13 protein-coding genes are annotated in these 22,444 nt (G+C 59.2%); 6 read left to right on the top strand and 7 right to left on the bottom strand.

Annotation, left to right across the window (positions count from 1 at the left end; translation table 11 throughout):
- Positions 1-35: 35 nt before the first annotated feature.
- The gene (locus QEZ52_RS19515; RefSeq protein WP_406646325.1) at positions 36-284 is read right to left on the bottom strand and encodes a DUF2798 domain-containing protein; all 249 of its coding nucleotides are present in this window, start codon (positions 282-284) and stop codon (positions 36-38) included.
- A gap of 51 nt (positions 285-335) precedes the next feature.
- Positions 336-1,097 (bottom strand): hydroxypyruvate isomerase family protein, encoded by a 762-nt coding sequence (locus QEZ52_RS19520; RefSeq protein WP_406646327.1) that lies wholly within the window; start codon positions 1,095-1,097, stop codon positions 336-338.
- 230 nt (positions 1,098-1,327) lie between these two features.
- Between QEZ52_RS19520 and QEZ52_RS19525 the strand changes: the two genes are divergently transcribed.
- Positions 1,328-2,218 (top strand): DMT family transporter, encoded by an 891-nt coding sequence (locus tag QEZ52_RS19525; protein ID WP_406646329.1) that lies wholly within the window; start codon positions 1,328-1,330, stop codon positions 2,216-2,218.
- A 48-nt stretch (positions 2,219-2,266) separates the two neighbouring features.
- Here QEZ52_RS19525 and QEZ52_RS19530 read toward each other — a convergent pair whose 3' ends face one another.
- Positions 2,267-2,842 (bottom strand): DUF1285 domain-containing protein, encoded by a 576-nt coding sequence (locus QEZ52_RS19530; RefSeq protein ID WP_406646331.1) that lies wholly within the window; start codon positions 2,840-2,842, stop codon positions 2,267-2,269.
- A 64-nt stretch (positions 2,843-2,906) separates the two neighbouring features.
- Here QEZ52_RS19530 and QEZ52_RS19535 point away from each other — a divergent pair, with 64 nt between their 5' ends.
- From QEZ52_RS19535 to QEZ52_RS19550, 4 genes are read left to right on the top strand one after another with little or no spacing between them, the layout of a single operon-like run.
- Entirely contained in the window at positions 2,907-3,914 is a 1,008-nt protein-coding gene (locus tag QEZ52_RS19535; RefSeq protein ID WP_406646333.1) for a MoxR family ATPase, read from the top strand.
- The gene (locus QEZ52_RS19540; protein WP_406646335.1) at positions 3,911-4,789 is read left to right on the top strand and encodes a DUF58 domain-containing protein; all 879 of its coding nucleotides are present in this window, start codon (positions 3,911-3,913) and stop codon (positions 4,787-4,789) included. Before QEZ52_RS19535 ends, QEZ52_RS19540 begins: the two co-directional genes overlap by 4 nt.
- The gene (locus QEZ52_RS19545) at positions 4,786-7,548 is read left to right on the top strand and encodes a DUF4159 domain-containing protein (protein WP_406646337.1); all 2,763 of its coding nucleotides are present in this window, start codon (positions 4,786-4,788) and stop codon (positions 7,546-7,548) included. The genes QEZ52_RS19540 and QEZ52_RS19545 overlap by 4 nt, the downstream gene beginning before the upstream one ends.
- The gene (locus QEZ52_RS19550; protein WP_406646339.1) at positions 7,545-9,593 is read left to right on the top strand and encodes a hypothetical protein; all 2,049 of its coding nucleotides are present in this window, start codon (positions 7,545-7,547) and stop codon (positions 9,591-9,593) included. The genes QEZ52_RS19545 and QEZ52_RS19550 overlap by 4 nt, the downstream gene beginning before the upstream one ends.
- 113 nt (positions 9,594-9,706) lie before the next feature.
- Here QEZ52_RS19550 and pbpC read toward each other — a convergent pair whose 3' ends face one another.
- Positions 9,707-11,707 (bottom strand): penicillin-binding protein 1C, encoded by a 2,001-nt coding sequence (gene pbpC, locus QEZ52_RS19555; RefSeq protein ID WP_406650582.1) that lies wholly within the window; start codon positions 11,705-11,707, stop codon positions 9,707-9,709.
- Positions 11,708-11,742: 35 nt separating this feature from the next.
- On the bottom strand, positions 11,743-17,178 hold the full coding sequence (locus QEZ52_RS19560; protein WP_406646341.1) for an alpha-2-macroglobulin family protein: 5,436 nt from the start codon (positions 17,176-17,178) through the stop codon (positions 11,743-11,745).
- A 153-nt stretch (positions 17,179-17,331) separates the two neighbouring features.
- Here QEZ52_RS19560 and QEZ52_RS19565 point away from each other — a divergent pair, with 153 nt between their 5' ends.
- On the top strand, positions 17,332-19,530 hold the full coding sequence (locus QEZ52_RS19565; protein ID WP_406646343.1) for a response regulator: 2,199 nt from the start codon (positions 17,332-17,334) through the stop codon (positions 19,528-19,530).
- Here QEZ52_RS19565 and yaaA read toward each other — a convergent pair whose 3' ends face one another.
- Positions 19,531-20,304 carry a peroxide stress protein YaaA gene (gene yaaA, locus QEZ52_RS19570; RefSeq protein ID WP_406646346.1) on the bottom strand — a complete coding sequence of 258 codons (774 nt, stop codon included), beginning with the start codon at positions 20,302-20,304 and terminating at the stop codon, positions 19,531-19,533.
- Between the two features lie 32 nt (positions 20,305-20,336).
- Positions 20,337-22,376, bottom strand: a complete 2,040-nt coding sequence (recQ, locus tag QEZ52_RS19575; protein ID WP_406650584.1) for a DNA helicase RecQ — start codon at positions 22,374-22,376, stop codon at positions 20,337-20,339.
- Between the last annotated feature and the right edge of the window lie 68 nt (positions 22,377-22,444).

The following is a 22,444-nucleotide window of genomic DNA, read 5'->3' on the forward strand; positions in this document are numbered from 1 at the left end:
CGCTGCAGTTGCCCGGCGTGGTTTGCGAAACAGGCTCACCCCTGGCGGGGCTGTTGCTGGGGTTGCTGCACCAGTTTGGACACAAGCTTGCGCACATGCGGCGCGGCCAGAAACGCCACGAGAAAAGCGATTGGCCAACTCACCGACCAAGCCCCCATCCAGCTGGAAAACAACTGCGCTCCGAATCCCATGTTCGTGAATGTCGCCACACCAGTAACGATAAAGGACATCAATCCCGACAGAATCAGGCTGAACACCAATTGAGAATAACGCGCAGGGATCATTTCCGGCTCCTGTGTGGTTTTTCAATCATATGCAATTTTTGGAATAATAATTCAAGCCAATCCTCGCATCCAGCCCAGGGACTCTTGGGTTGTTCTGGTGCTGGGGGTATATTCCGCACTGACCCAGCCTGAATATCCACTGGCATCAATGGCGGCAAACAAGGTCAGGAAATCCACCGGACCGCGCCCGGGTTCAGATCTGTCCGGTGCGGCGCCAATTTGCACATGCCGAACCACAGGTGCAAACCGGTCCCAAATTCCGGCTGCATCGCCGTGTATGACCTCGGCATGGTAGGCATCATATTGCAAGCCCACATTGGGACGGTCCACAGCATCCAACACATCGGCGGCCAGCGCATAGTCGTTCAAAAAATAGCCGGGCTGATCGTGTTCATTCAGCGGTTCGATCGTGAATTGTTGGCGTGGATATGTCTCGGTAACCCAGCGCAGGTTTTTCTCGAACACCTGCTGCGCGGCAGCGCCTGACTGATAGCCGGCCATGATGTGAATTAGTCCGGGGTTCAGCATATCTGCATAGCGCATCACCCGGCGCATATCGCTTTGGAACCGGGCCTCGCCACCAGGAACTGCTGCAAATCCGGGCGCACCACCGGTATAGTTGGGCGGTGGTGCATTGATCAGAACAAGTTCGAGACCGTTGGCCAACAAGGCCCGCAATGTGTCCTTGGCCGCGATTTCATACGGAAACAGGATTTCGACGGCATCAAAGCCTGCATCAGCGGCAGCTGAAAATCGGTCGAGATACGGAAGCTCGGCAAACAACAGGGAAATATTGGCTGCAAATCGTGGCATGTCTTTCAATCCTGCTGACTCTAGCTTTTGACATACCCTGACCTGCCCCATTCAGCCAAGAGACTGAAAACGACCAAATGTCGGTTTCCCTTCAGACACTGGTGCGAATCTTCTCTTCGCTACACGAATTGCCCCAAACGCAGAAGTTCAGCATGAATTTGCAGTCAAACAGATCCGCACAGCCTAATCTAGCTCCCTCTCTTTCGCGAACAGCCGTTGCGGGAAACCTGATGGCGGGTCTGTCCATGATGACTTGGGCGATCGGGTTTCCTGTCGCCGAGTTGTTGCTGCAAGATTGGTCGCCGTTGTTTCTGATCACCGTGCGGATGACGCTGGCCATCGCTTTGATGATCCCGGTCTGGATGATCATCGAAGGATTGCCCCTGTTGAGCTCGAAACAGATCATCAAGGGGTTGATCACAGGCGGGATTGGATTCGGGGTCGGCGCGCATATGATGTTGGTCGCACAGGATCTGACCGATCCGGTAACCGTTGCCCTGATATCGGCCACAGCCCCGGTGGCGGGTGCTCTGCTGGAAGTACGCGCGGGCACCCGACGTATATCGATTCGGTTCATGATTGGTCTGGGCGCGACCGTCGCCGGAGGGTTCATCGCCACAAATGGCCTGCCCTCCGGGCAATTGGGACTGGGTGCCGCCTATGCGGTTGGGGCAGTATTTTTGTGGACTTGGGCCAGTATGGCGGTCAATCGCGACCTGCCGATGCTGGGTCCCATTGGGCGATCTACCCTGACATTCACCGGAGGTGCAGTCGCCTTGTGGATTATGGCAGCCGGCACTTTTCTCAGTGGATCGCTGGTGTTGCCGAGCGAACCAATCAGTTGGGAACAAATCCAACTGTTGTTGATCTATACCGTCATCGCGATGGCCATCAGTCAGGTGCTGTGGATTGCATCAGTGGGCAAGCTGGGCGTGGCCCTGGCCTGCTTCCACATGAACCTAACGCCTTTCTTTGTCATGCTGATCATGGTTGGCTTGGGTGCTGGCTGGTATTGGCCCCAGGCCTATGGAGCCGCTCTGGTCGGGATCGGTGTTTTGATCGCGCAGAAAAAACGACGCCAAGCCCCGCCCGAGACCGAAGTCATTTCACACACTCCGTAGGGCCCCAGAGACAGAACGGGACAGCACCAATACCAGAAAGATCAAAAATCAGCCAAGTTCCTCTGACGGGATGATCGCAAAGAACTGGCCCGACGACCAAACCCCGAACCACCCGTCGTGATGCGCGCCCAGATCGACAAGACGGTAAAAACTCTTGCGATCAATCAGCGCCTCCAGCCCATCCCGTATGTGCACATAGGGCGATGGTTCCCCGGTCTCCGGATCACGAACAACCCGAATTTGATGGTCCGGTCCCGCCACGGCAGTGTCGCCCACATGGGTGGAAAAGGTCAGAACCTGCGCGGTTCCGTGCCCCTCGGGTTCAAAATCAACCGCCACAAATGGGGCGTCATCAACTGTGATTCCCACCTTTTCAACCGGGGTAACCAGAAAGTATTTGCCATCTTCCAGCTTGAGAATCGACGAAAACAGTTTGACCAGCTCAAACCGTCCTATTGGGGTGCCCAGATAGAACCACGTCCCATCCCGGGCGATCCGCATGTCCAGATCTCCGCAAAACGGTGGGTTCCACAGATGCACCGGCGGAAGTCCGCGGCCCTTGGACGCCTTTATTGACGCCGCTATGCCATCTGCGGAGGGAGTAACAGCTTTTTGTCCACTCATTGTTTTTGCCATTTCGTCTGAGCGAGTTAGAGTTACAGCATATATCTCCTGCCGAGGAAAAGTCATGTCCCAACCCGACAATCTTGTTGAAGAAATCGAAACGCTTGAAGCGAAACTGGCCGAAGCCAAGTCCAGCATCACCAAGCGGTTCATTGGACAGGAGCGGGTGGTAGACCTGACACTGGCCTCTTTGTTGTGCGGTGGGCACGCGTTGTTGATCGGTTTGCCGGGGCTGGGCAAGACACGGTTGGTTGAAACCCTGTCGACAGTGATGGGCCTGGACGGCAACCGGATTCAGTTCACTCCCGACCTGATGCCTGCCGATATTCTTGGGTCCGAAGTGCTGGATACAGGCACTGACGGCAGCCGGTCCTTCCGGTTTGTCCCCGGACCTGTGTTCTGCCAACTGCTGATGGCCGATGAAATCAACCGCGCCAGCCCCCGAACGCAATCGGCACTGTTGCAGGCCATGCAGGAGCGCACAGTTACTGTTGCCGGGCAGGATCGCCCCCTGGGAATGCCGTTTCACGTGCTGGCAACCCAAAACCCGATCGAACAGGAAGGCACCTACCCCCTGCCCGAAGCCCAGCTGGACCGGTTTCTGGTGCAAATCGACGTCGATTACCCCGACCGCGATACCGAACGCGACATCCTCCTGGCCACAACCGGTGTGACCGAGGCCGAGGCCAGCGCAGTTTTCACCTCGCAGGAATTGCTGGCAGCCCAAACTCTGCTGCGCCGGATGCCAGTAGGAGAGTCCGTCGTGGACCTGATCCTGGATCTGGTACGCGCATTCCGCCCGGACGAGCCGGGCGTATCAGACCGTGTCGCTGAGACCGTGGCCTGGGGCCCCGGCCCACGCGCCGCACAGGCATTGATGCTGACGGTGCGCGCCCGTGCGTTGTTGCAAGGGCGCCTGGCCCCCAACGCCGAAGACGTCATCGACATGGCCCGCCCGGTGCTGAGCCATCGGATGGCATTGAACTTTGCCGCCCGCGCCCGCGGCGACAGCTTGGCCGATCTGATCGAAACCACCGCCGCCAGCCTGTCCCGGACCGAGGTCGCGGCGTGACCCAATCCGCGCCATCCCTGCGTCAGCGCGCCGAATCCGAAGCCAGCCGACTGCCACCCCTTTTGGCGCGGGCCGAACGGTTGGCCGGATCGGTTTTATTGGGCGAACATGGGCGTCGACGTGCAGGATTGGGGGATGATTTCTGGCAATATCGCCCGGCGCAGCCCGGCGATAGCCGCCGTTTGATCGACCATCGCAGATCAGCACGAGGCGATGTTCAATATGTACGCGAACGCGAATGGCAGATCGCCCAGTCGGTAATGCTGTGGGTCGATCAGGGAGCCTCGATGCGGTTTTCATCATCCGGGAACCTGCCGGACAAGATGGACCGTGCAAGACTGTTGGCGTTGGCCACAGCCATCATTCTGATCCGCAATGGAGAACGCGTGGGGCTGACCGGCACCACTTTGCCGCCGCGCCGGGGCAATGCCCAAATCCTGCGACTGGCCGAACATTTCGCCACCGCCGAAGACACGGACTATGCCTCTCCTGAACATCGCGCAATGATTCCGCATGCGCGCGCCGTGTTCCTGTCAGATTTTCTGGGTGATTTTGGTGAAATCCAATTGGCGTTGACCAAGGCGGCAGACCGCGGGGTCCACGGCGTCCTGTTGCAGGTTCTGGATCCTGACGAAGAGAGCTTCCCGTATCAAGGGCGCACAGTCTTTCAAAGCATCGCAGGCTCTGTTCAGCATGAGACCCTGATGGCGGCGGGTCTGCGTGATCGGTACCTGGACCGGCTGGAGCAGCGCCGCGATGCGCTGGAGCAATTGTGCCGTGCCACGGGATGGCGGTTGGGCAGACATCATACCGGCGATACCGCCCAAACCGCATTGCTATGGCTGCATCAGGCCCTGGGAGGGAGCACGCGATGACCACCATTGCCGGCCTCGGGTTCACATCACCCTGGTTGCTGCTTGCGCTCTTGGCGCTTCCTATTCTGTGGCTGCTGTTGCGTGCGACCCCACCCGCCCCGATCCGGCGGGCGTTTCCAGCTGTTACCATGCTGGTTGGGTTGCAAGACGATGAATCAGTATCGGACCGCACCCCGTGGTGGTTGCTGTTGCTGCGCATGGCAGCAATCGCTTTGGCAATCATCGGTCTGGCTGGGCCGATCCTGAACCCTGCGAGCCGCGACCAGGGCAGCGGACCATTGCTGGTTTTGATGGACGCAACCTGGGCCGGAGCCGACGGATGGGACACACAAATCGAACGGCTGGAAACACTGATGACTGATGCCGGTCGCGCCAACCGACCGGTCGCCATTCTACAAACCACAGCACCCAATGCGGCCGAGTTTCTGTCTGCCAATGTTTGGCGTTCACGCCTGCCGGGACTGTTCCCTGCCGCCTGGCAACCCGATGCGGATCAAATCACTCAAATTCGAACCCATCTGGAGAATATCGAAGACAGCTTTGATACCTTTTGGGTCAGCGATGGGCTGGCGTACTCAGGACGTCAGGATCTGATCGAAATTGTGCGTGCCAAGGGCAATCTGCGGGTCTTGCAAACCGGCACACCGGTGATGGCCTTGCGTCCTGCCCAATTTGTCGACGGTCAGGTTTCGCTAACAGCTCTGCGGGCCACTCCGGGATCTGCTTACAGCACGTCTGTTCTGGCGCAGGGAACGGATCCGAATGGAACGGCGCGGCTGTTGGCATCTGCAACGGTAAACTTCGCCGCAGGCGAAACCCTGGCCACAGCCACTTTGTCGTTGCCACCGGAGTTGCGCGCCCGGATCACTCGGTTCGAACTTCAGAACCGTCGCAGCGCGGGTGCCGTTGCTCTGACCGACGACAATTTGCGCCGCCGTGAAGTCGCATTGATTGCCGGGCGCGAACAACGGGAAGGTTTGGAGCTATTGTCGCCTTTGCACTATCTGCGTCAGGCGCTGATCCCCACGACGGATCTGTTGGATGGCACCATAGCCGAACTGATCCCGGCCAATCCCGATGTCATCGTGTTGGCCGATGTCGCGCGGGTTTCGCCGACCGAAGCTTCGCTCTTGATCGACTGGATCAACACAGGCGGCACGCTCCTGCGCTTTGCCGGACCCCGGCTGGCCGCCTCAGAAGTGTCCCGACAGGAGGAAGACCCGCTGTTACCCGTGCGCCTGCGCAGCGGCGGTCGCAGCGTCGGTGGTTCGATGAGCTGGGGCGAGCCCAAAACGCTGGCTCCATTTGCGCCAGAGTCACCCTTTTTCGGCCTTACCGTCCCGGCCGAAGTGTCGGTTTCCTCGCAGGTGGTCGCACAGCCTGATCCGTCGCTGGCTGACCGGGTTCTGGCCGAACTCAGCGACGGGACTCCGCTGGTAACACGCAAGATATCGGGACAGGGGCAAATTGTTCTGTTTCATGTCACCGCCAATGCAGAATGGTCAAACCTGCCCATTTCTGGACTGTTTGTAGACATGTTGGAACGTTTGGCCGTATCCAATTCCAACCAACAGCCAACAGCCGAGGATCTGGACGGAACCACCTGGACACCATCGCAGATTCTGAACGGTTTTGGACAATTGCGCGATGCCAGCGCGCGGCCCGGCGTAGCGGGTCCTGATCTGGTCAGCAATTCTTTGGGACCTGATATTCACCCCGGTCTCTATGAAACCAACAAACGCAAACTGGCGCGCAATGTGATGTCGTCGGACAGCCAACTGACTCAGGCGCAATGGCCAGCCGATACCGTGATCGAAGGCACCACACAGTCTAGCGAACGGCCCTTGGGCGGTCCGGTTCTAGCTGCGGCGCTGGTTTTATTGGCTTTGGATGTCGTTGCAGCCCTGGCGCTGTCGGGCAAACTGGCGCTGGCACGGGTGGCACTGATCCTGCCCTTGATACTTCCTCTGGCGTTCCCCCCAACACAAGCAAAAGCCCAAACGGATCTCACGGACACTGCCGCTGCAAGCGAGTTGATCCTGGCCCATGTCCTGACCGGCAATCGCGACGTGGACCGGGTTGCGCAGGCTGGGTTGATGGGGTTGTCGGATACCCTGTTCTTTCGCACATCCATCGAACCGGCCACCCCTGTAGGTGTGGACCTGGAAAAGGACGAACTGTCCTTTTATCCGCTGCTCTATTGGCCGGTCACCCCGGATCAGACCACACCTTCGGATGAAACCTATGCCCGTCTCAATACGTATCTGCGCGCTGGCGGGATGATCGTCTTTGACACGCGCGACGCCAATGTCGCCCGCTTTGGTGCCTCCAGCCCAAACGGACGCAAGCTTCAACAACTGGCGCGCCCGCTGGATATTCCACCGCTGGAACCCCTGCCCAGCGATCACGTACTGACCCGAACCTTTTATCTGCTTCAGGATTTTCCGGGGCGATACAACGGATTGGATGTCTGGGTCGAAGCCGCCCCCCCTGATGCGGAACAGGTCGAAGGCATGCCATTTCGCAATCTCAACGACGGAGTAACACCGGTGGTGATCGGCGGGAATGATTGGGCTGCGGCCTGGGCGGTTGCCAATGACGGGCGCGCGCTTTTGCCGGTCGGGCGCGGCTATGCCGGCGAACAGCAGCGCGAACTGGCCTTTCGGTTCGGCGTCAATCTGGTCATGCACGTGCTGACTGGCAACTATAAATCGGATCAGGTTCATGTCCCTGCTCTGTTGGACAGGTTGGGCCAATGACATACGGAACGATCCTGTTTGCCCCATTGTTGCCCTGGCCAGTTTTGATCGCTCTGGGGCTCCTGTCCGCGGCTGCCGTTGCATTGGCCGCCTGGCGCGGATTGACCGGCTGGGCGCTTCGGGCGCTGGGGGCGGGTGTGCTGCTGGCCGCGTTGGCTGGGCCAGTTTATCAGACCGAAGATCGTGCTCTGCTGGATGATATTGTCGTCATGGTAGAAGACCAGAGTGCCTCGCAGACACTGTCAGATCGCGCCCAACAGACCCAAACAGCCGCGGATGCGCTGGCCGCCGACATCGAGGCCCGCGCTCGGACCCAGCTGCGGCGCGTTGTGGTAAAGGACAGCGCTGATGACGCGGGAACCACTTTGATGACCACCTTGGCCGAAACCCTGGCCCAGGAACCTAGGGGCCGCATCGCAGGGGTGGTTGTCCTGTCGGATGGGCGGGTTCACGACATGGCCCAGATGCCGGACCTGCCCGCCCCACTTCACTTGTTGCAAAGCGGTCGCGCCACGGACTGGGATCGCCGCCTTGTGGTACGAAATGCCCCCGGCTTTGCCATTATTGACGAAGCGTTTTCCCTGACCTTGCGTATTGAAGATCAGGGCAATACCCCAAATCCCGCCCCTGTGGCAAAATTACAGATGTCCATGGACGGCGGTCCGCCGCAGATCCTCGACATGCCAATCGGGCAAGACGTCGAACTGCCCGTCACGCTGCCGCACGGCGGGCGCAACGTATTGCAGTTTACGGTGCTGCCCACCGAAACAGAGCTGACGGATCGCAATAACACCGCCCTGGTGCAGATCAACGGCGTGCGGGACAGGCTGCGGGTGCTGCTGGTATCGGGCGAGCCCCATGCAGGCGGTCGGACCTGGCGCAACTTGCTGAAATCCGACAGCTCGGTCGACTTGGTGCATTTCACCATCTTGCGCCCACCGGAAAAACAGGACGGTGTGCCCGTGGACGAGCTGTCTTTGATCGCGTTTCCGACCCGCGAGCTGTTCCTCGAAAAGATCGACGATTTTGATCTGATCATCTTTGATAGATACAAACGCCGGGGGATCCTTCCCGCAATCTATCTGGGCAATGTTGCAGAATATGTCGAAGCGGGTGGCGCAGTATTGGTGGCGGCCGGGCCAGATTTTGCCACCGCAGACAGCATCTATCGCTCTCCGTTGGCACCGGTTGTACCGGCCCGTCCAACCGCGCGGGTGATTGAACAGCGCTATACGCCACAGGTTACCGATTTGGGCAAACGCCATCCGGTGACCGCCGACCTGGGCGTATCCGAAGATTGGGGGCCGTGGTTGCGTCACATCGAAGTTGACGAACCCGTCGGACATGTCGTTATGACCGGGGTCGACGATCTGCCACTGTTGGTTCTGGATCGCGTCGGTGAAGGGCGAGTGGCGCTGTTGGCGTCGGACCATGCCTGGCTCTGGACACGGGGCTATCAGGGCGGCGGGCCACAGCTCGATCTCTTGCGGCGTCTGGCGCATTGGATGATGAAGGAACCCGAGTTGGAGGAAGACGCCTTGTGGGCTGAAGCGACCGGCCACCGCATGAGGATCATCCGAAGAACTCTGGACGACAAGGTGGGCCCGGTGCAGATCACCCGGCCAGACGGTGAAATTGAAACTCTGGACCTAGCTCCCACGGCTCCGGGGCGTTTCGAAGCCCCCTATGAAGGCTCAATGATCGGTCTGTATCGCCTGGATCAAGACGGACAATCCGCCGTCATCGGTCTCGGCCCCGCGGCCCCACGCGAATTCGAAGAAACTATTGCGACATCTTCTATGATGGCACCTGCAGTTTCCTTGCACCGCGGCGGCGCGGTGGCGCTCGAGGACACCCCCCGCCCTCGCCTCAGGTCCGTTCGCCTGGGCCGGCCTGCTGCCGGTCGCGGCTGGATCGGCCTGACGCCGCGCAATGCTTATGAAACCCGCAACATTCGTCAGACAACTCTATTGCCTGCTTGGCTGGTCCTGCTGTTGATGTCGGGATTTATCCTGCTTGGCTGGCTGCGCGAAGGACGTCGCTGAGCTGTGCGATGAACACCGCTGTACGGGTTTACCCGGGCAGCGCTCGGACCAACTGGCAGACAGGTCTCGCCAGGGGCATGGACGCCGGACGGGAGCCTTTCGGTCTTTCTCACTTATCTGATTTGCACCCGGACCCGGTCCGTCCGCCCCGCCCGGTCAACAATGACCAATGTCGAAAACCCCTGACCCGGGGTCGGAACTTCGAACGCATGGCTGCGCTGATTGGTCATCACCGGCACGCCATCCGCCATCACCAGAAACGGTGTCTGACCGCCTTGCACCTTGAGAACCAGGCCAGTTTCACCAACAGCCAGAATGGCTCCATCGGGCGGGAATACCAGCTTTGGTCCCTCATCGTCCGTATCCGAAAAAGCAGCATTGCGAGACCTGAAACGCCGCAACGGTTGCGGCAGCTCCGCTGATCCCAAAATGAGTGTGGCAGGTGGCGGCGGTGCAAACGGCTCCAGATCAGGTTTCAATCTGGAAAAAGCCTCGAACAAAACCGGCGCTGCCAATTCAGCGCCAAAAGCACCAGGAACAGGCGTCCCGTCTGCGCGCCCCATCCACACGCCAATAACATGACGCCCATCCCATCCAATTGCCCATGTGTCGCGATGGCCATAGGACGTCCCGGTCTTGTAGGCCAAAACCCCGGCACGTCCCCCTGGCGGCGGCGAGAGATCACGCAGGATATCGCCCAGATGCCAGGCGGCCTCGGGTGACATCAGACGTCCCCGGGTGACCGGCCTGGCCAATTGATCAACCCACAGACCTGGTCCCTGCCCGCCTCTGGCAATTCCTGCATATAGCTGCACCAGATCCTGCAGGCTGACCCCGACTCCGCCCAGCGCGATGGCCAACCCTGGCGCTCCACCGGGCAAATGCGGGTCTGCCCCAGCCCGGCGCAATGATGCCATGATCCGCGGTGCGCCCAATTCATGTGTCAGTTTCACAACCGGGATATTCAGCGACAATTGCAACGCCTCGCGCACACGCAAGTCGCCGCGAAACACCCCATCGAAGTTGCGCGGAGCATACCCATCAAAGTCTACCGGCCCATCGTGGATCAGCGTTTCCGGGTGTACCAGCCCCTGATCAAAGGCCAGCCCGTAAATCAACGGTTTGAGCGTCGATCCGGGCGAGCGTACAGCCTGGGTCATATCGACAAATCCCTGGCGCTTACGATCCACATAGTCGGGGGATCCGACCGAAGCCAGGACCTCTCCGGTCTGGTGGTCTGCGACCAAAATCGCCGTGGACACCCGGCGCCCGGCGTGATGCGCAGCCGATCTGGCCACCTGCTCCACCTGCGCCTGAACAGCAACGTCGATTGTCAAATCAACCCGCTGGGCCTCGGGATTGTGTTGTCGCAAGCGGTCCGCCAAATGCGGTGCAAACATGGGAAAGCGGCGCATTTTTGCAGGCATTGCTTCGCGAACCGCGACAGCATGCTCGGCCTGATCCAGCACCCCGTATGTTTCCATCCGGGCCAAAACCCGGTTGCGTGCATCGGCAGCAACCCTGGGAAAGCGATCAGGACGGCGGCGCTCCGGAGATTGCGGCAGCGCCACCAGCAGCCCCGCCTGTGCCGCCGTCAAACGCCCGGGTTCCTTGCCAAACCATGCCAGCGTCGCAGCGCGTATTCCTTCGAGATTGCCGCCATAGGGCGCATGGGTCAGATACAACGTCAGGATCTGTGCCTTGCTCAACCGCCGCTCCAGCGCCAGAGCCACCCTCATCTGGCGAAGCTTGCCATTCCAGCGTCCGGTTGATCCGTTCTCCAGCAGGCGCGCCACCTGCATGGTCAGGGTCGACCCCCCAGACACCGCCCGCCGATTCCACACGGCCTGTCCCACCGCACGCACAAGCGCCAACAAATCGACACCGGGGTGATCATGGAACCGCTTATCCTCATATCGGATCAGCATAGCGACAAACCCCGGATCGACCCTTTCCGGACGCACGGCCAGACGCATGATCCCGGTCTCGATGGGATAGGCGCGCAGCAGCTTTCCGTCCCGGTCGCGCACCTCGACGGATGTCTCGGACAAGGTCACAGGCAATTGCGTCACCTCAACCCAGCGATCCAGCCCCAAAATGGCGCACCACACCATCACCGAAACTGCGGACACTATGGCAATGCGGCGTTTCACCGAACGATCACCCGTCCGGTGCCTGTGTGCGCCCGGTAGACGGGGCGGTACATATCTTCGACCGACGCCGCGGGGTGATGAAACGCCCCCGGCGTGACAGCCCGAGCCACATAGCCCAACGTCACAACATCGCTGCCACGCCAATCCACAGCAGCCAGAAACCGATCAGACCGGAATTCTACGTGGGTGGCCTCGGACAAATTCAACCAATCCAGGTCACGCAGGTCGCCGGACCGCAGCAGGTTGGGATTGTCGATTTCAATTCCCGCCGGAAGCGGATCATTGATCATCAATCGTGCCCCAACGCTTTCATGTGGGGTGACCCGCAGAACCGTGACAAGTCGTTCTCCCACGGCAAAATCGCGGCGGTCAATCGGAACCCCCTCGAGGGTAAAATACAGCCGTTCCAACGTATACCCAGTGCCACCGGCATCCAGCCCGGTTTCAGACACACCCAGGGTTGTCAGGGTAATGTCGGTTGCCTGCCCGGATGCGGCCGAAATCAGCACCCCCTGCCCCGGGGCCTGTCCGTCCATCACCTGCACAAAGGGGCCATCGACCTTCTTTCCATCAACCAGCACACCGGATTCCTCGGGAGTGTCGATCAGCGACTGTGCCGCCAAAAGAGACCACGCCGCCTCCTGCGTGGACAGTGGTCCTGATGCACGGGTGACCCGGTTGATCAGAAAATCGCGATTTACCGCAGCGCTGCCAGCATCAACGGCCAATGAGAGAACCCCAGCGGTGTCTCGCAAACGCGTGCCATAGTCGACCCGCCAGATCGGTTTGCCACTGACCGCGCGGTTCAGCAGAATGGCAGCATGGGAAAACATGCGATCTGCGCGGGTCTGATCTCCGTAAAACGCCAACGCCGCCCCCAGCTGAGCCGCAGCCAGCGGTGTGTCAAACCCTTCGGCCTTGACGTCCACGTAGTAGCGTAGATCTCCCATTGACGCGGCACCTTCACGCGCCAGAACCATCAGCGCATAGGCGATATCTTCGCCACCCGTGTCAAAATCCGGGGCATAGTTTACCCGGTTCCGCAGATTGTCCATCGCCTGCGCAAACGCGCGTTCGGGCACCTGATGCCCCTGCGCACGGGCACGGCTCAGGAAGTCGCTAACATAAGCGTCCAGCCAGAAATCGCCGCTTTCAGCGCGCCACAATCCAAAACTCCCGTTGCTGGCCTGGCGGGTCAGCACACGGTTGATGGCATCCCGAATACGTCCATCAACCTTGGGACCATCGCCCAACCCGCTCGCCTGTGCTAGCGAGGAAAGATAGAGCAGAGGCATCGCTTTGGATGTCACCTGTTCGGTACAGCCATATGGATAGCGGTCCAATGTGCTCAACAGGCCCGGTGCATCAAATTTGGCCAGCGGCCCTGCCGAAATCACGGCCCACGCGCTTCCTGGGCGCAACCCGGCGAATACGTCTTGGGTAAAGGCAAAGCTGTCACCAGATGCGAGCGTAAACCGGCGCGTCTGGGCCACCTCAGGGTCATTGGCCCGCACTGGTAACCGCAGAGTCTGACGGAACGCCTGACCATCCGGCGTGACCAAAGTTACCAACACTTCGGGATCACCGACGGACTGGGCAGCGACCGGCAGCTCCAGATTGACTTTGCCGCCCGAATCCAGTGTTACAACTGATGGCACAGGGCCAAGCAACAGTTCGTCGCCAGCACTGACCACCAATTGCATATCCCCGGTGGGTCCATCCGCATGGACGATCTCCAGCAAAGCGCGGCTTTGATCTCCAGGAGCGAGAAACCTGGGCAGGCTGGCCGTGACGACCACGGGATCGCGCACCAGCATATCGGCTTCGGCCTGACCAACAGCCAACCCGGACCAGGCGACCGCCATCAACCGCACCGTGCCGTTGAATGCGGGCAGATCGAGCGGTATTTCAACAATGCCGTCAGCATCAACCTGAACCGCACCGCTGAACACCGCCATCAGATCCTGTGTTGGCGGCGGTGATTGCATCCGCATGGCGTTGTCCTGATCCCCACCTGACCGAACCAGCCCCAACGCACCATTGCTGGTGTCGATCAATCGGCCATAGACATCACGCAGCTCCATGCCCAGACGCCTCTGGCCAAAGTAATAGGCGGATGGATCCGGGCTTTGGAACCCCGTCAGGTTCAGAATGCCCAGGTCCACAGCCGAAACGGTCATCCAGACCTCGTCCCCTGGATCTGCACCGGAAACGGACACCCGCGCCATCTGTTTCTGTCGTGGGCGTGCCACCTCAGGCACATCAATGGAGACTGTCAGGCTTTGCCCCTGTTGGGTCACCGCGGCATGGGCCAGACCCAGCGTTCGCACCGGCGTCTGCCCTGTGGCCTGATCACCCGGGCGAACCACCAACGCTGACACATAAGCGCCTGCGCCCCAGTCCTCGGTCACTTCCAACGGGATTTCCGACGCGCCCTCCGGTACCTCAATCGCCTGACGGGAGATCAATCGGTCCGACATGACCGAGATCAACGCCGTCCCTGCCGACCGCGACACGATCCGCAAACGCGCAGTATCGCCGGGCACATAGCTGTCGCTGTTCAATGACAGTTCCAACTGATCTGGAGTTGCTGAACTGTCGCCTGGCGCATACCAGCCCGCGTAGAAATCGACAGATCCCACCACATGCGGACCATCGGTACGTTCCACCACCAGTTCGTATTGCCCCCACTCTACCGGATGCGACACGCGCAAAGGCCCAGCGTCCAGAACGCCCTGTCCCGTTGCGATCCGTGTACGACGGGTGATCGGTTCCCAATTCCAATTGCCGTGCAGCTGGTACCACTGATACCGGGTCTCGATGCGATTCAATGTCCAGACCACCTGTATCGGCATCGGCTCCAGCGTGGGAGAGAGAGCAATCACTTCAAATCCGGCCTCGGTGCCTTCGGAAACAACATCGTCAAACAAAGGCTTGATCCCGATCACTGGGGCCGAGGAGCGCACCGGGGCCTCTATCATCCGCTCGACAGGGCGGGCAGATCCATCTGCGACGCGGGTGATCACGCGGGCCGTCAGCGGCTTGCCTTCGGCGGCCCCTTGCGGGATCTCTACCGGCAGGATCGCAACGCCATCAGCATCGGTTTCAAAGCTGCCAAAATAACTGCTCTGGGTGGTTGATGGCCCATCATGGCGACCAAACCGATACCCAGGCCATCCCTGGACCGTTTCGGCCGCGCGCAATGACACCTGCCCCTCGACCTTGAGCCCGGCACCCGGCGCACCGAACAAATACCGTGCCTGGACTCTCAGATCCACAGCGTCCCCTTCGGTCAACTCCTGCGACGCCAGCGATTGGTCAAAATCAATCCGTTCCGGCAGGAAATCTTCGACGAGGATCTGCCGGCTGGCCAATGCCGGCGCTTTTGGGTCGGTTTTGAGATCCAGCCGCCACGTTCCACGCGGCGCAGTGACGCCGACAGGAAGATCAAACACATGACCGCCCATCCGCCCCCCATCGGACACAACACGGCTGTATTCCACACCATCCGGGCGGCTGAGAATCGCAATCAGCGGCAACCCTTCGATAGCGCGAGCGCGCCCATCCCGGGTCAGCGCGGTGACATGAATCACCTCCCCCGCCCGATAAGCACCGCGATCCGTTGTCATGAAGACATCCACCGGCCCAGCAGGGTTGCGCCCTTCGACCCCGCGGTCAGACAGATCAAATGCCGGGTCGATCAGCGACAGGAAACCCAGGTCGCTATCGCCCAGCTGCGCGATCACCATCGCTGGTTCCGATCCGCCCGTACCCCGGATCAAACCGGGATCAAACCGGACCGACCCGGCGGCATCCGTCTGTGCCGTGGCCAGCACGGCATTGGTCCGGCTGATCAGAGAGACCTTGACGTCTGGCCGAGCCGCCGCATCGCCAAGCCCCAGCACCTGGACATGCAAACCATCGGTGCCCGACATTGAGCTTATTCCCAGATCGGACAGCACGAACCATTGGGTGGCTCCCGGTTGATCATACGGATCTGCACCCGGAATTGTCGCGGTCAGCGCGTATATTCCCGCGGGTTGCCCGGCAATCGCCTCGGCCATAGGGAGACGCGTGGTCAGATCCCGGTTCAACTCGGTCTGAACTTTGGCCGTACCGCTCCAAACGTCTTCGGCAATGGTGTTGGTGAATTCTTCTTCTTGCCAATAGGACAACGGTCGCCCGAAATACCCCTCCTGCATGGCCCGCAACAGGTTGCGATCACTGACCCGGCGCAATTTCAAATCCAGGTCCGTCAGGTTCACGGTTTCGACTGGCAGCGCTGCCTGGGCGGATTTCGCCAATACATAGGACCGCCCCGGAAACCGCACTGCCGGAGAGCGGTCGCGCACATATTGGGTCAGATCGACATCTTTAAAGAGTGTTTCACCGCTTTCTGCAGGCAGTCCCGAGCGCAACGTCAACCGATACCGGTTGCCATGTTTCACACCTTCGACACACAGCTGTCGCCCATCTGCCTGCACGACCAGATCAGGTTGTGGCAATCGAACGAAGGGGTCATAATCAACGCCAGCCTGCGCCAATTTCTCTGAAAACTCGATACAGATCCTGGGCGTCCGGGAATCGCTTTCGACCGAGCTGCTGGTTACGCGGAACCCATATTTGCGCACCGCCCGATCCAATGCTTCGCGCACATCCACACGCGGCTGAATACGCTCTGCAACGCGTAACACCGCCAACATGTCCCGCCCACGACCAGAGCGTTCCAACCCTTCGGCCAACATCATCAAGGCAGAGATCTGCCCCCCAGCTGCGGGCGCGCGCAGATACCCGTTGATCGCCGCTCCGACGGCACGGGTGTGATACTCGCGACGCAGAGATGAATTGTCGGTTCGCAACGACAACAGGAGCCGCGCATAATCCACCCATAAATCGGCACGGTCAGAAATCGCGATAGCCCGCCCCGTCAGGCGAATGGCTGCAATCCTGTCATTGGACGCCTCACGTATGCGCGCCGCGTCGATGATTTCTTCGATGTCTAACCCGCCCTGCTGGTGACGGATTCCCAGCTCTATTGCCTGGGTACGGGCAAATGAAATATCGTCCGGGCGCAACATGGGCATCGCCGCACGACGTTGTGTACCCGTCTGGACAACGGCACCAACAGTGGCAAGTTTGACAGCCGAAACAGCCCCGACATATTCGGTTTCGTCCTTGACCGCCGATTTGGGGAAGCACGCATTCGACCGCGTGTTAAAGGTAAATCCAACACATTGGGAATTGCCGGCGCAGGCCTGAATGCAGGATTTTAGATTCGTGTCGAACAGCGCCTGTAAATCCGAGCCGTAGTAATCGGTATCGGGCGACGAAAGATAGCGGAAATCAGGGACCGGATTTTCTTGGGCTCTGACCGCTCCCCCGCCCGCCATCACCATAAATAGACACGATAAAATCCAAAAAAAACGCTGCATTTTAGCCTCCGAGCAGATGGGGACAGGCTGACACGACGCCCGCCAATTGGCAACGATTCCCGATTTCAATGGCTTTTAAGCTCTTGTTCACCGGATCAGCCCATGTTGGGGCAGTAATTTGTATCCAAGCGTACCAACACCGGAGCAGCAGGGATGAGCCTTGCCAATAAACTGGCCGACGAACGGCGGGCGCGTCTGGCCGCCGAGCGACTATTAGAATTGAAGCAGGCCGAATTGTCCGCAGCCAATCGTAAACTTGGGCGCCATGCTTTGGCATTGACCAAACAGATTGGGATGACGCAGGCCGAAGTTGCCAACGTACGCGATGAAAATGAACGGGTGAAATCCGACCTTCATCAAGCGAATGAAAAGATCGAGATCGCCGAACGCCGTCTGTGGCATTCCATTCAGACCATTCAGGACGGATTCGCCTTTTTTGATGCGGACAGTATGCTGATCGGTGCCAATACCGCCTATATCGGCTTCTTTGACGGGCTTGAAGAAGTCACACCAGGCATTTCCTATATGCGCATTCTGCAATTGATGACCGACGAGGGGCTGGTCAATACAGGGGAGCTGTCGCCCGGCGATTGGCGCGCCATGATGACCGAGCGGTGGTTGGAGCCGACACCGCCTCCGGTGGTTATTCAGATGTGGAACAATCAATACATCAAACTGATTGATCAACGGGGGTACGGCGGTGATGTGGTCAGCTTGGCGCTGAATATTACCTCGACAGTCCGATACGAAGCACAGCTACGGGCCGAACGCGAACGGGCCGAGTCAGCCAATCGGGCCAAGTCCGCATTCCTTGCCAACATGAGCCACGAGATTCGCACACCCATGAATGGCGTCGTCGGTATGGCCGATCTGCTCAGCGATACGCAGTTAACCGAAGAACAGCGCCTGTATGCAAGCACAATCAAAAACTCGGGCGAAGCTCTGTTGGTCATCATCAACGACGTTCTCGATTACTCAAAAATCGAGGCCGACAAGCTGGTTTTGCACCCCGAAAGCTTTGATCTGGAGCGCTGCATCCACGAGGTCGTGATGTTGCTGCAACCTACGGCACGGGACAAAGACATTGCCATGTTGCTGGATTATGACCTGTTCTTCCCGACACATTTTGTTGGGGATCCAGGGCGCATTCGCCAGATACTTACCAATATTGTCGGCAACGCCGTCAAATTCACTCACGAAGGTCATGTATTGATCCGCGTGACCGGCATCCCTGGAACTGAAAACAGCGACAGTGCCATCCACGTGTCGATCGAAGACACCGGGATCGGCATTCCAGAGAACAAGATCGGCGACATTTTTGGCGAATTCAATCAGGTCGAAGACGATCGGAATCGCAACTTTGAGGGAACTGGTCTGGGGTTGGCTATCACCCAGCGCTTGATCGAACTGATGGGTGGTGCGGTCTGGGTCGAAAGCGAGGCAGGAAAAGGCAGCTGCTTTGGGTTCCGAATTCCGTTGCCCATGGCCGAGGGCCCCGAACCCGGGCCTCCCGTCTTGCCAGAAGAGCTGAGACATGTGCTGATCGTGGATGACCTGACCGTGAATCGGGAAATCCTAGAAAAACAGATGGCGCAGCTTGGGGTGCAAACCACATCCTGTTCGTCCGGTGCTGACGCCCTTGCCTTGATGCATGACGGGATTGATCTGGTCTTGAGCGATCACAACATGCCCGACATGGACGGGTTGGAATTGGTGGAAGCCTTGCGCAAAGGGGAGTGGTCAGATGTCCCGTTTTTGTTGCTCAGCTCCAATCCTTCGTTTGCCCAAAACGATCCAGCCCGCGCACTGATCCAAGGGATCATGCAAAAACCCATCCCCCGAGACGAGCTTTATTCCAAGCTGAAAGAGTTGCGCACTGGTACGGGGCAACCCCATTCAAATCACGACCAACAGGTTTCGAATGCCGGCGATTTTACGGAGCAGGCCAAGCCGGTAGATCAGCGAATGCGGGTGTTGGCCGCCGAAGACAATCGCACAAATCAGCTCGTGTTCCGCAAGATGGTCAAGGATCTCGACATTGACTTGAAGTTTGCCAACAACGGGATTGAAGCTGTGCAATTGTATTCGGAGTTCGACCCACACGTCATCTTTATGGACATTTCAATGCCCAAAATGGATGGCAAGGAAGCGACGCGTGAAATTCGCGCCCTTGAAAATGGGGATGACAGACATGTGCCCATCATTGCCGTCACCGCCCACGCCATGAACGGTGATCAGGCCGACATTCTGGCGGCAGGCCTGGATCACTATTTGACAAAACCATTGCGCAAGGCCGTCATTCACAACTGGATCAGGGAATTCGACCCGAACACCCCGGAACCAGATTCTTGATCACCCCACGTCGGCAGGTCGAACAAAAACTGGTTTGTCCTCTGCGGACAGATCCGGACGATAGGCGTAGCCACCGGTGTCGAAATCCAACAAGGATGCCGGATCGGTCAACCGGTTTTGCACGATGTAACGCGCCATCGCTCCGCGTGCCCGTTTTGCAAAGAAACTGACAATCTTGGGGGAACCAGCTTTGTCTTCCATGAAGACCGGCGTCACCACCCGCAGTTTCAGAGAGTTGGGCGCAACAGCCCCGAAATATTCCTGGCTGGCACAATTGACCAGAACATCAGTTCCAACCGCGTCCCCTTGGGCATTCAGCGCTTTGCTCAACTGATCACGCCAATAGTCATACAAATTCTTGCCGCGCCGGGTTTTTAACCGGCTGCCCATCTCCAAACGATAGGCCTGAATGGCATCCAGCGGGCGCAAAACTCCATAAAGTCCGGACAGGATCCGCAAATGCTCTTGCGCCCACTCCATCTCATCCGGCTCCAGCGACCCGGCTTCGAGCCCCATATAGGTGTCCCCGGCAAAGGCAAGCGCGGCCGGGCGCAGGTCCTCAGAACCGGGTTGATCGGTAAATGCACGAAACCGGTCCCGGTTCAATCGGGCCAGATCGTCGCTCAGGTCCATCAGTTTCTTGAGTTCACCAAGAGTGAGATTGCGGGCCGTTTTTGCCAGCCGCAGGGCATCATCCTGAAAGTCCGGTTCGGTGGCGGTCACAGCCCGCTCGGCCCAATCCAATCGTTTCGCCGGGGAAATCACTACCAGCATCGTGCACTCCTGATTTACAGTCTGACAGAGACTTAGCCCGCCTCTCGCAACACGTCCAGAAAGGCCGCACCGAATCTTTCGGTCCGACGCTCTCCCAACAGGCGTTCCATGCCTTGTTCATCATCTGGGCGCAGTTTTGCAACCTTGGCCAATTGTGCCGCCGAACAGCTGAGCGGTTTGTCGATTCCACCGTCACCACGCGCCAGATCGGCCTGTGCTTCGAGCAATTGATCATAGACTGATCCGGCAGTCCGCCCTGCCAACTTGCGCCGGGCCGGATGCAAGTCCTGCACAGCGCCAACAATCACCTCAAGAAACAAGGACCCATAGCGTTCCAGCTTTTTCGCCCCCACACCGCTGATCCGCGCCATCGCATCCATGCCATCGGGGCGACGCTCTGCCATCTCGATCAGCGTGCGGTCAGGAAAGATGACATAGGCGGGCACCCGAGCGGATTCGGCCAATGCCCGGCGCTTGGCCTTGAGTGCCGACAGAAGCGGCGCGTCCTCATCCGAAACCAACGCTTTGACGGCCGGGCGGCGGGCGGCCTTGCGGATCGTGTCGCGGCGCAGTTCGATGGAACCTTCTCCCCGCAGGATCGGCAGGGCGGCTTCGGTCATGCGCAGCGCGCCGTGGCGTTCCGGGTCCGGCCGCACCAGATCGTGCCCCATCATCTGCCGGAAAATCGCCTGCCATTGGGGCCGAGTATACGCCTTGCCCACGCCATAGGTCCGCAATTGGTCATGTCGACGCGCGCGGATCTTGTCAGTTTCATTGGCTGTGAGAATATCAATCAGGTGCCCCGCGCCGAACCACTCTTCGGTCCGTAAAATTGCCGACAGCGCCATACGCACCGGTGTGGTCCCGTCAAAGACCTCGGCCGGAGTATCACACAGGTCACATTTGCCGCAGGGCTCGGAGGTCTCGCCAAAATACCCCAACAGGGTCTGCCGGCGACAGCTCAACGCCTCGGCAAGCCCCAACAACGCGTTCAATCGGGCATGATCGGCCGCACGGCGTTCGGGCGGGGCCAACCCTTCGTCAATTTGCGATCGACGCAGGCGAATATCGTCGGGTCCAAACAGGGTCAGTGTTTCTGCAGGGGCACCATCACGCCCAGCGCGTCCGATCTCCTGGTAATAGGCCTCAATGGATTTGGGCAGATCCGCATGGGCAACCCAACGGATATCGGGTTTGTCGATTCCCATACCAAAGGCAACCGTGGCCACCACGATCAACCCATCCTCGCGGGCGAACCGGGTTTCGACGATGCGGCGGTCTTCAGCCTCCATTCCGCCGTGATAGTGACAGGCGCTGTGGCCATCGTCGCGCAGGGCGGCGGCAAGCGCCTCGGTCTTGTTGCGGGTGCCACAATAGACGATTCCGGATTGGCCGCGGCGGGCTTCGGCAAAATCAAGGATCTGCTTGCGCGGTCCATCCTTGGCCCCAAAGGCCAAATGAATATTTGGTCGGTCAAATCCTCGCAGAAACTTGCGCGGGGCCGCGCCATCGAACAGCTTCTGGACAATTTCGTCTTGGGTTTCGGCGTCTGCCGTGGCGGTAAAGGCAGCCAAAGGCACATCCAATGCCCGTCGCAATTCACCAATCCGCAGGTAATCAGGGCGGAAATCATGTCCCCACTGGCTGACACAATGGGCTTCGTCCACGGCGATCAGGCTGACACCGATCCGGCGCAGCATTCCCATCGCAGACCCGGCCGCCAACCTTTCGGGTGCCATGTACAGCAGCTTGAGTCGTCCGGCCTCCAAGGCCTCCCAAACAGCATCGGTTTCTTCGGGTGTATTGCCGGACGTCAGCGCTCCGGCAGCCACACCTGCCTCTTGCAGACCGCGTACCTGATCCCGCATCAGCGCGATCAGCGGCGAAATCACAATTGTTACCCCGTCACGCAGCAAGGCCGGCAGCTGGAAGCAGAGGGATTTCCCACCCCCGGTGGGCATGATGGCCAGAACGTTCTGACCATCTGCAACCGCATCAACGATGTCCTCCTGCCCGGGGCGGAAGGCATCGAATCCGAACACGTCACGCAAAAGCGGGGCGGCGTCTAACATCATCAAAGGGCCCGTTTGAGTAAGATTTTTTCTATCTGCTCTTATACAGGCACCCTCTCACACTAAGA

It is taken from the genome of Aliisedimentitalea scapharcae (assembly GCF_045277565.1).
GTDB lineage: Bacteria > Pseudomonadota > Alphaproteobacteria > Rhodobacterales > Rhodobacteraceae > Aliisedimentitalea > Aliisedimentitalea scapharcae.

What these genes read in the sequence shown, in the direction of transcription:
- QEZ52_RS19515 (WP_406646325.1), bottom strand. Translation starts at nt 284, where the DNA reads ATGATCCCTGCGCGTTATTCTCAATTGGTGTTCAGCCTGATTCTGTCG.
- QEZ52_RS19520 (WP_406646327.1), bottom strand. Translation starts at nt 1,097, where the DNA reads ATGCCACGATTTGCAGCCAATATTTCCCTGTTGTTTGCCGAGCTTCCG.
- QEZ52_RS19525 (WP_406646329.1), top strand. Translation starts at nt 1,328, where the DNA reads ATGGCGGGTCTGTCCATGATGACTTGGGCGATCGGGTTTCCTGTCGCC.
- QEZ52_RS19530 (WP_406646331.1), bottom strand. Translation starts at nt 2,842, where the DNA reads ATGAGTGGACAAAAAGCTGTTACTCCCTCCGCAGATGGCATAGCGGCG.
- QEZ52_RS19535 (WP_406646333.1), top strand. Translation starts at nt 2,907, where the DNA reads ATGTCCCAACCCGACAATCTTGTTGAAGAAATCGAAACGCTTGAAGCG.
- QEZ52_RS19545 (WP_406646337.1), top strand. Translation starts at nt 4,786, where the DNA reads ATGACCACCATTGCCGGCCTCGGGTTCACATCACCCTGGTTGCTGCTT.
- QEZ52_RS19550 (WP_406646339.1), top strand. Translation starts at nt 7,545, where the DNA reads ATGACATACGGAACGATCCTGTTTGCCCCATTGTTGCCCTGGCCAGTT.
- pbpC (WP_406650582.1), bottom strand. Translation starts at nt 11,707, where the DNA reads ATGGTGTGGTGCGCCATTTTGGGGCTGGATCGCTGGGTTGAGGTGACG.
- QEZ52_RS19560 (WP_406646341.1), bottom strand. Translation starts at nt 17,178, where the DNA reads ATGCAGCGTTTTTTTTGGATTTTATCGTGTCTATTTATGGTGATGGCG.
- QEZ52_RS19565 (WP_406646343.1), top strand. Translation starts at nt 17,332, where the DNA reads ATGAGCCTTGCCAATAAACTGGCCGACGAACGGCGGGCGCGTCTGGCC.
- yaaA (WP_406646346.1), bottom strand. Translation starts at nt 20,304, where the DNA reads ATGCTGGTAGTGATTTCCCCGGCGAAACGATTGGATTGGGCCGAGCGG.
- recQ (WP_406650584.1), bottom strand. Translation starts at nt 22,376, where the DNA reads ATGTTAGACGCCGCCCCGCTTTTGCGTGACGTGTTCGGATTCGATGCC.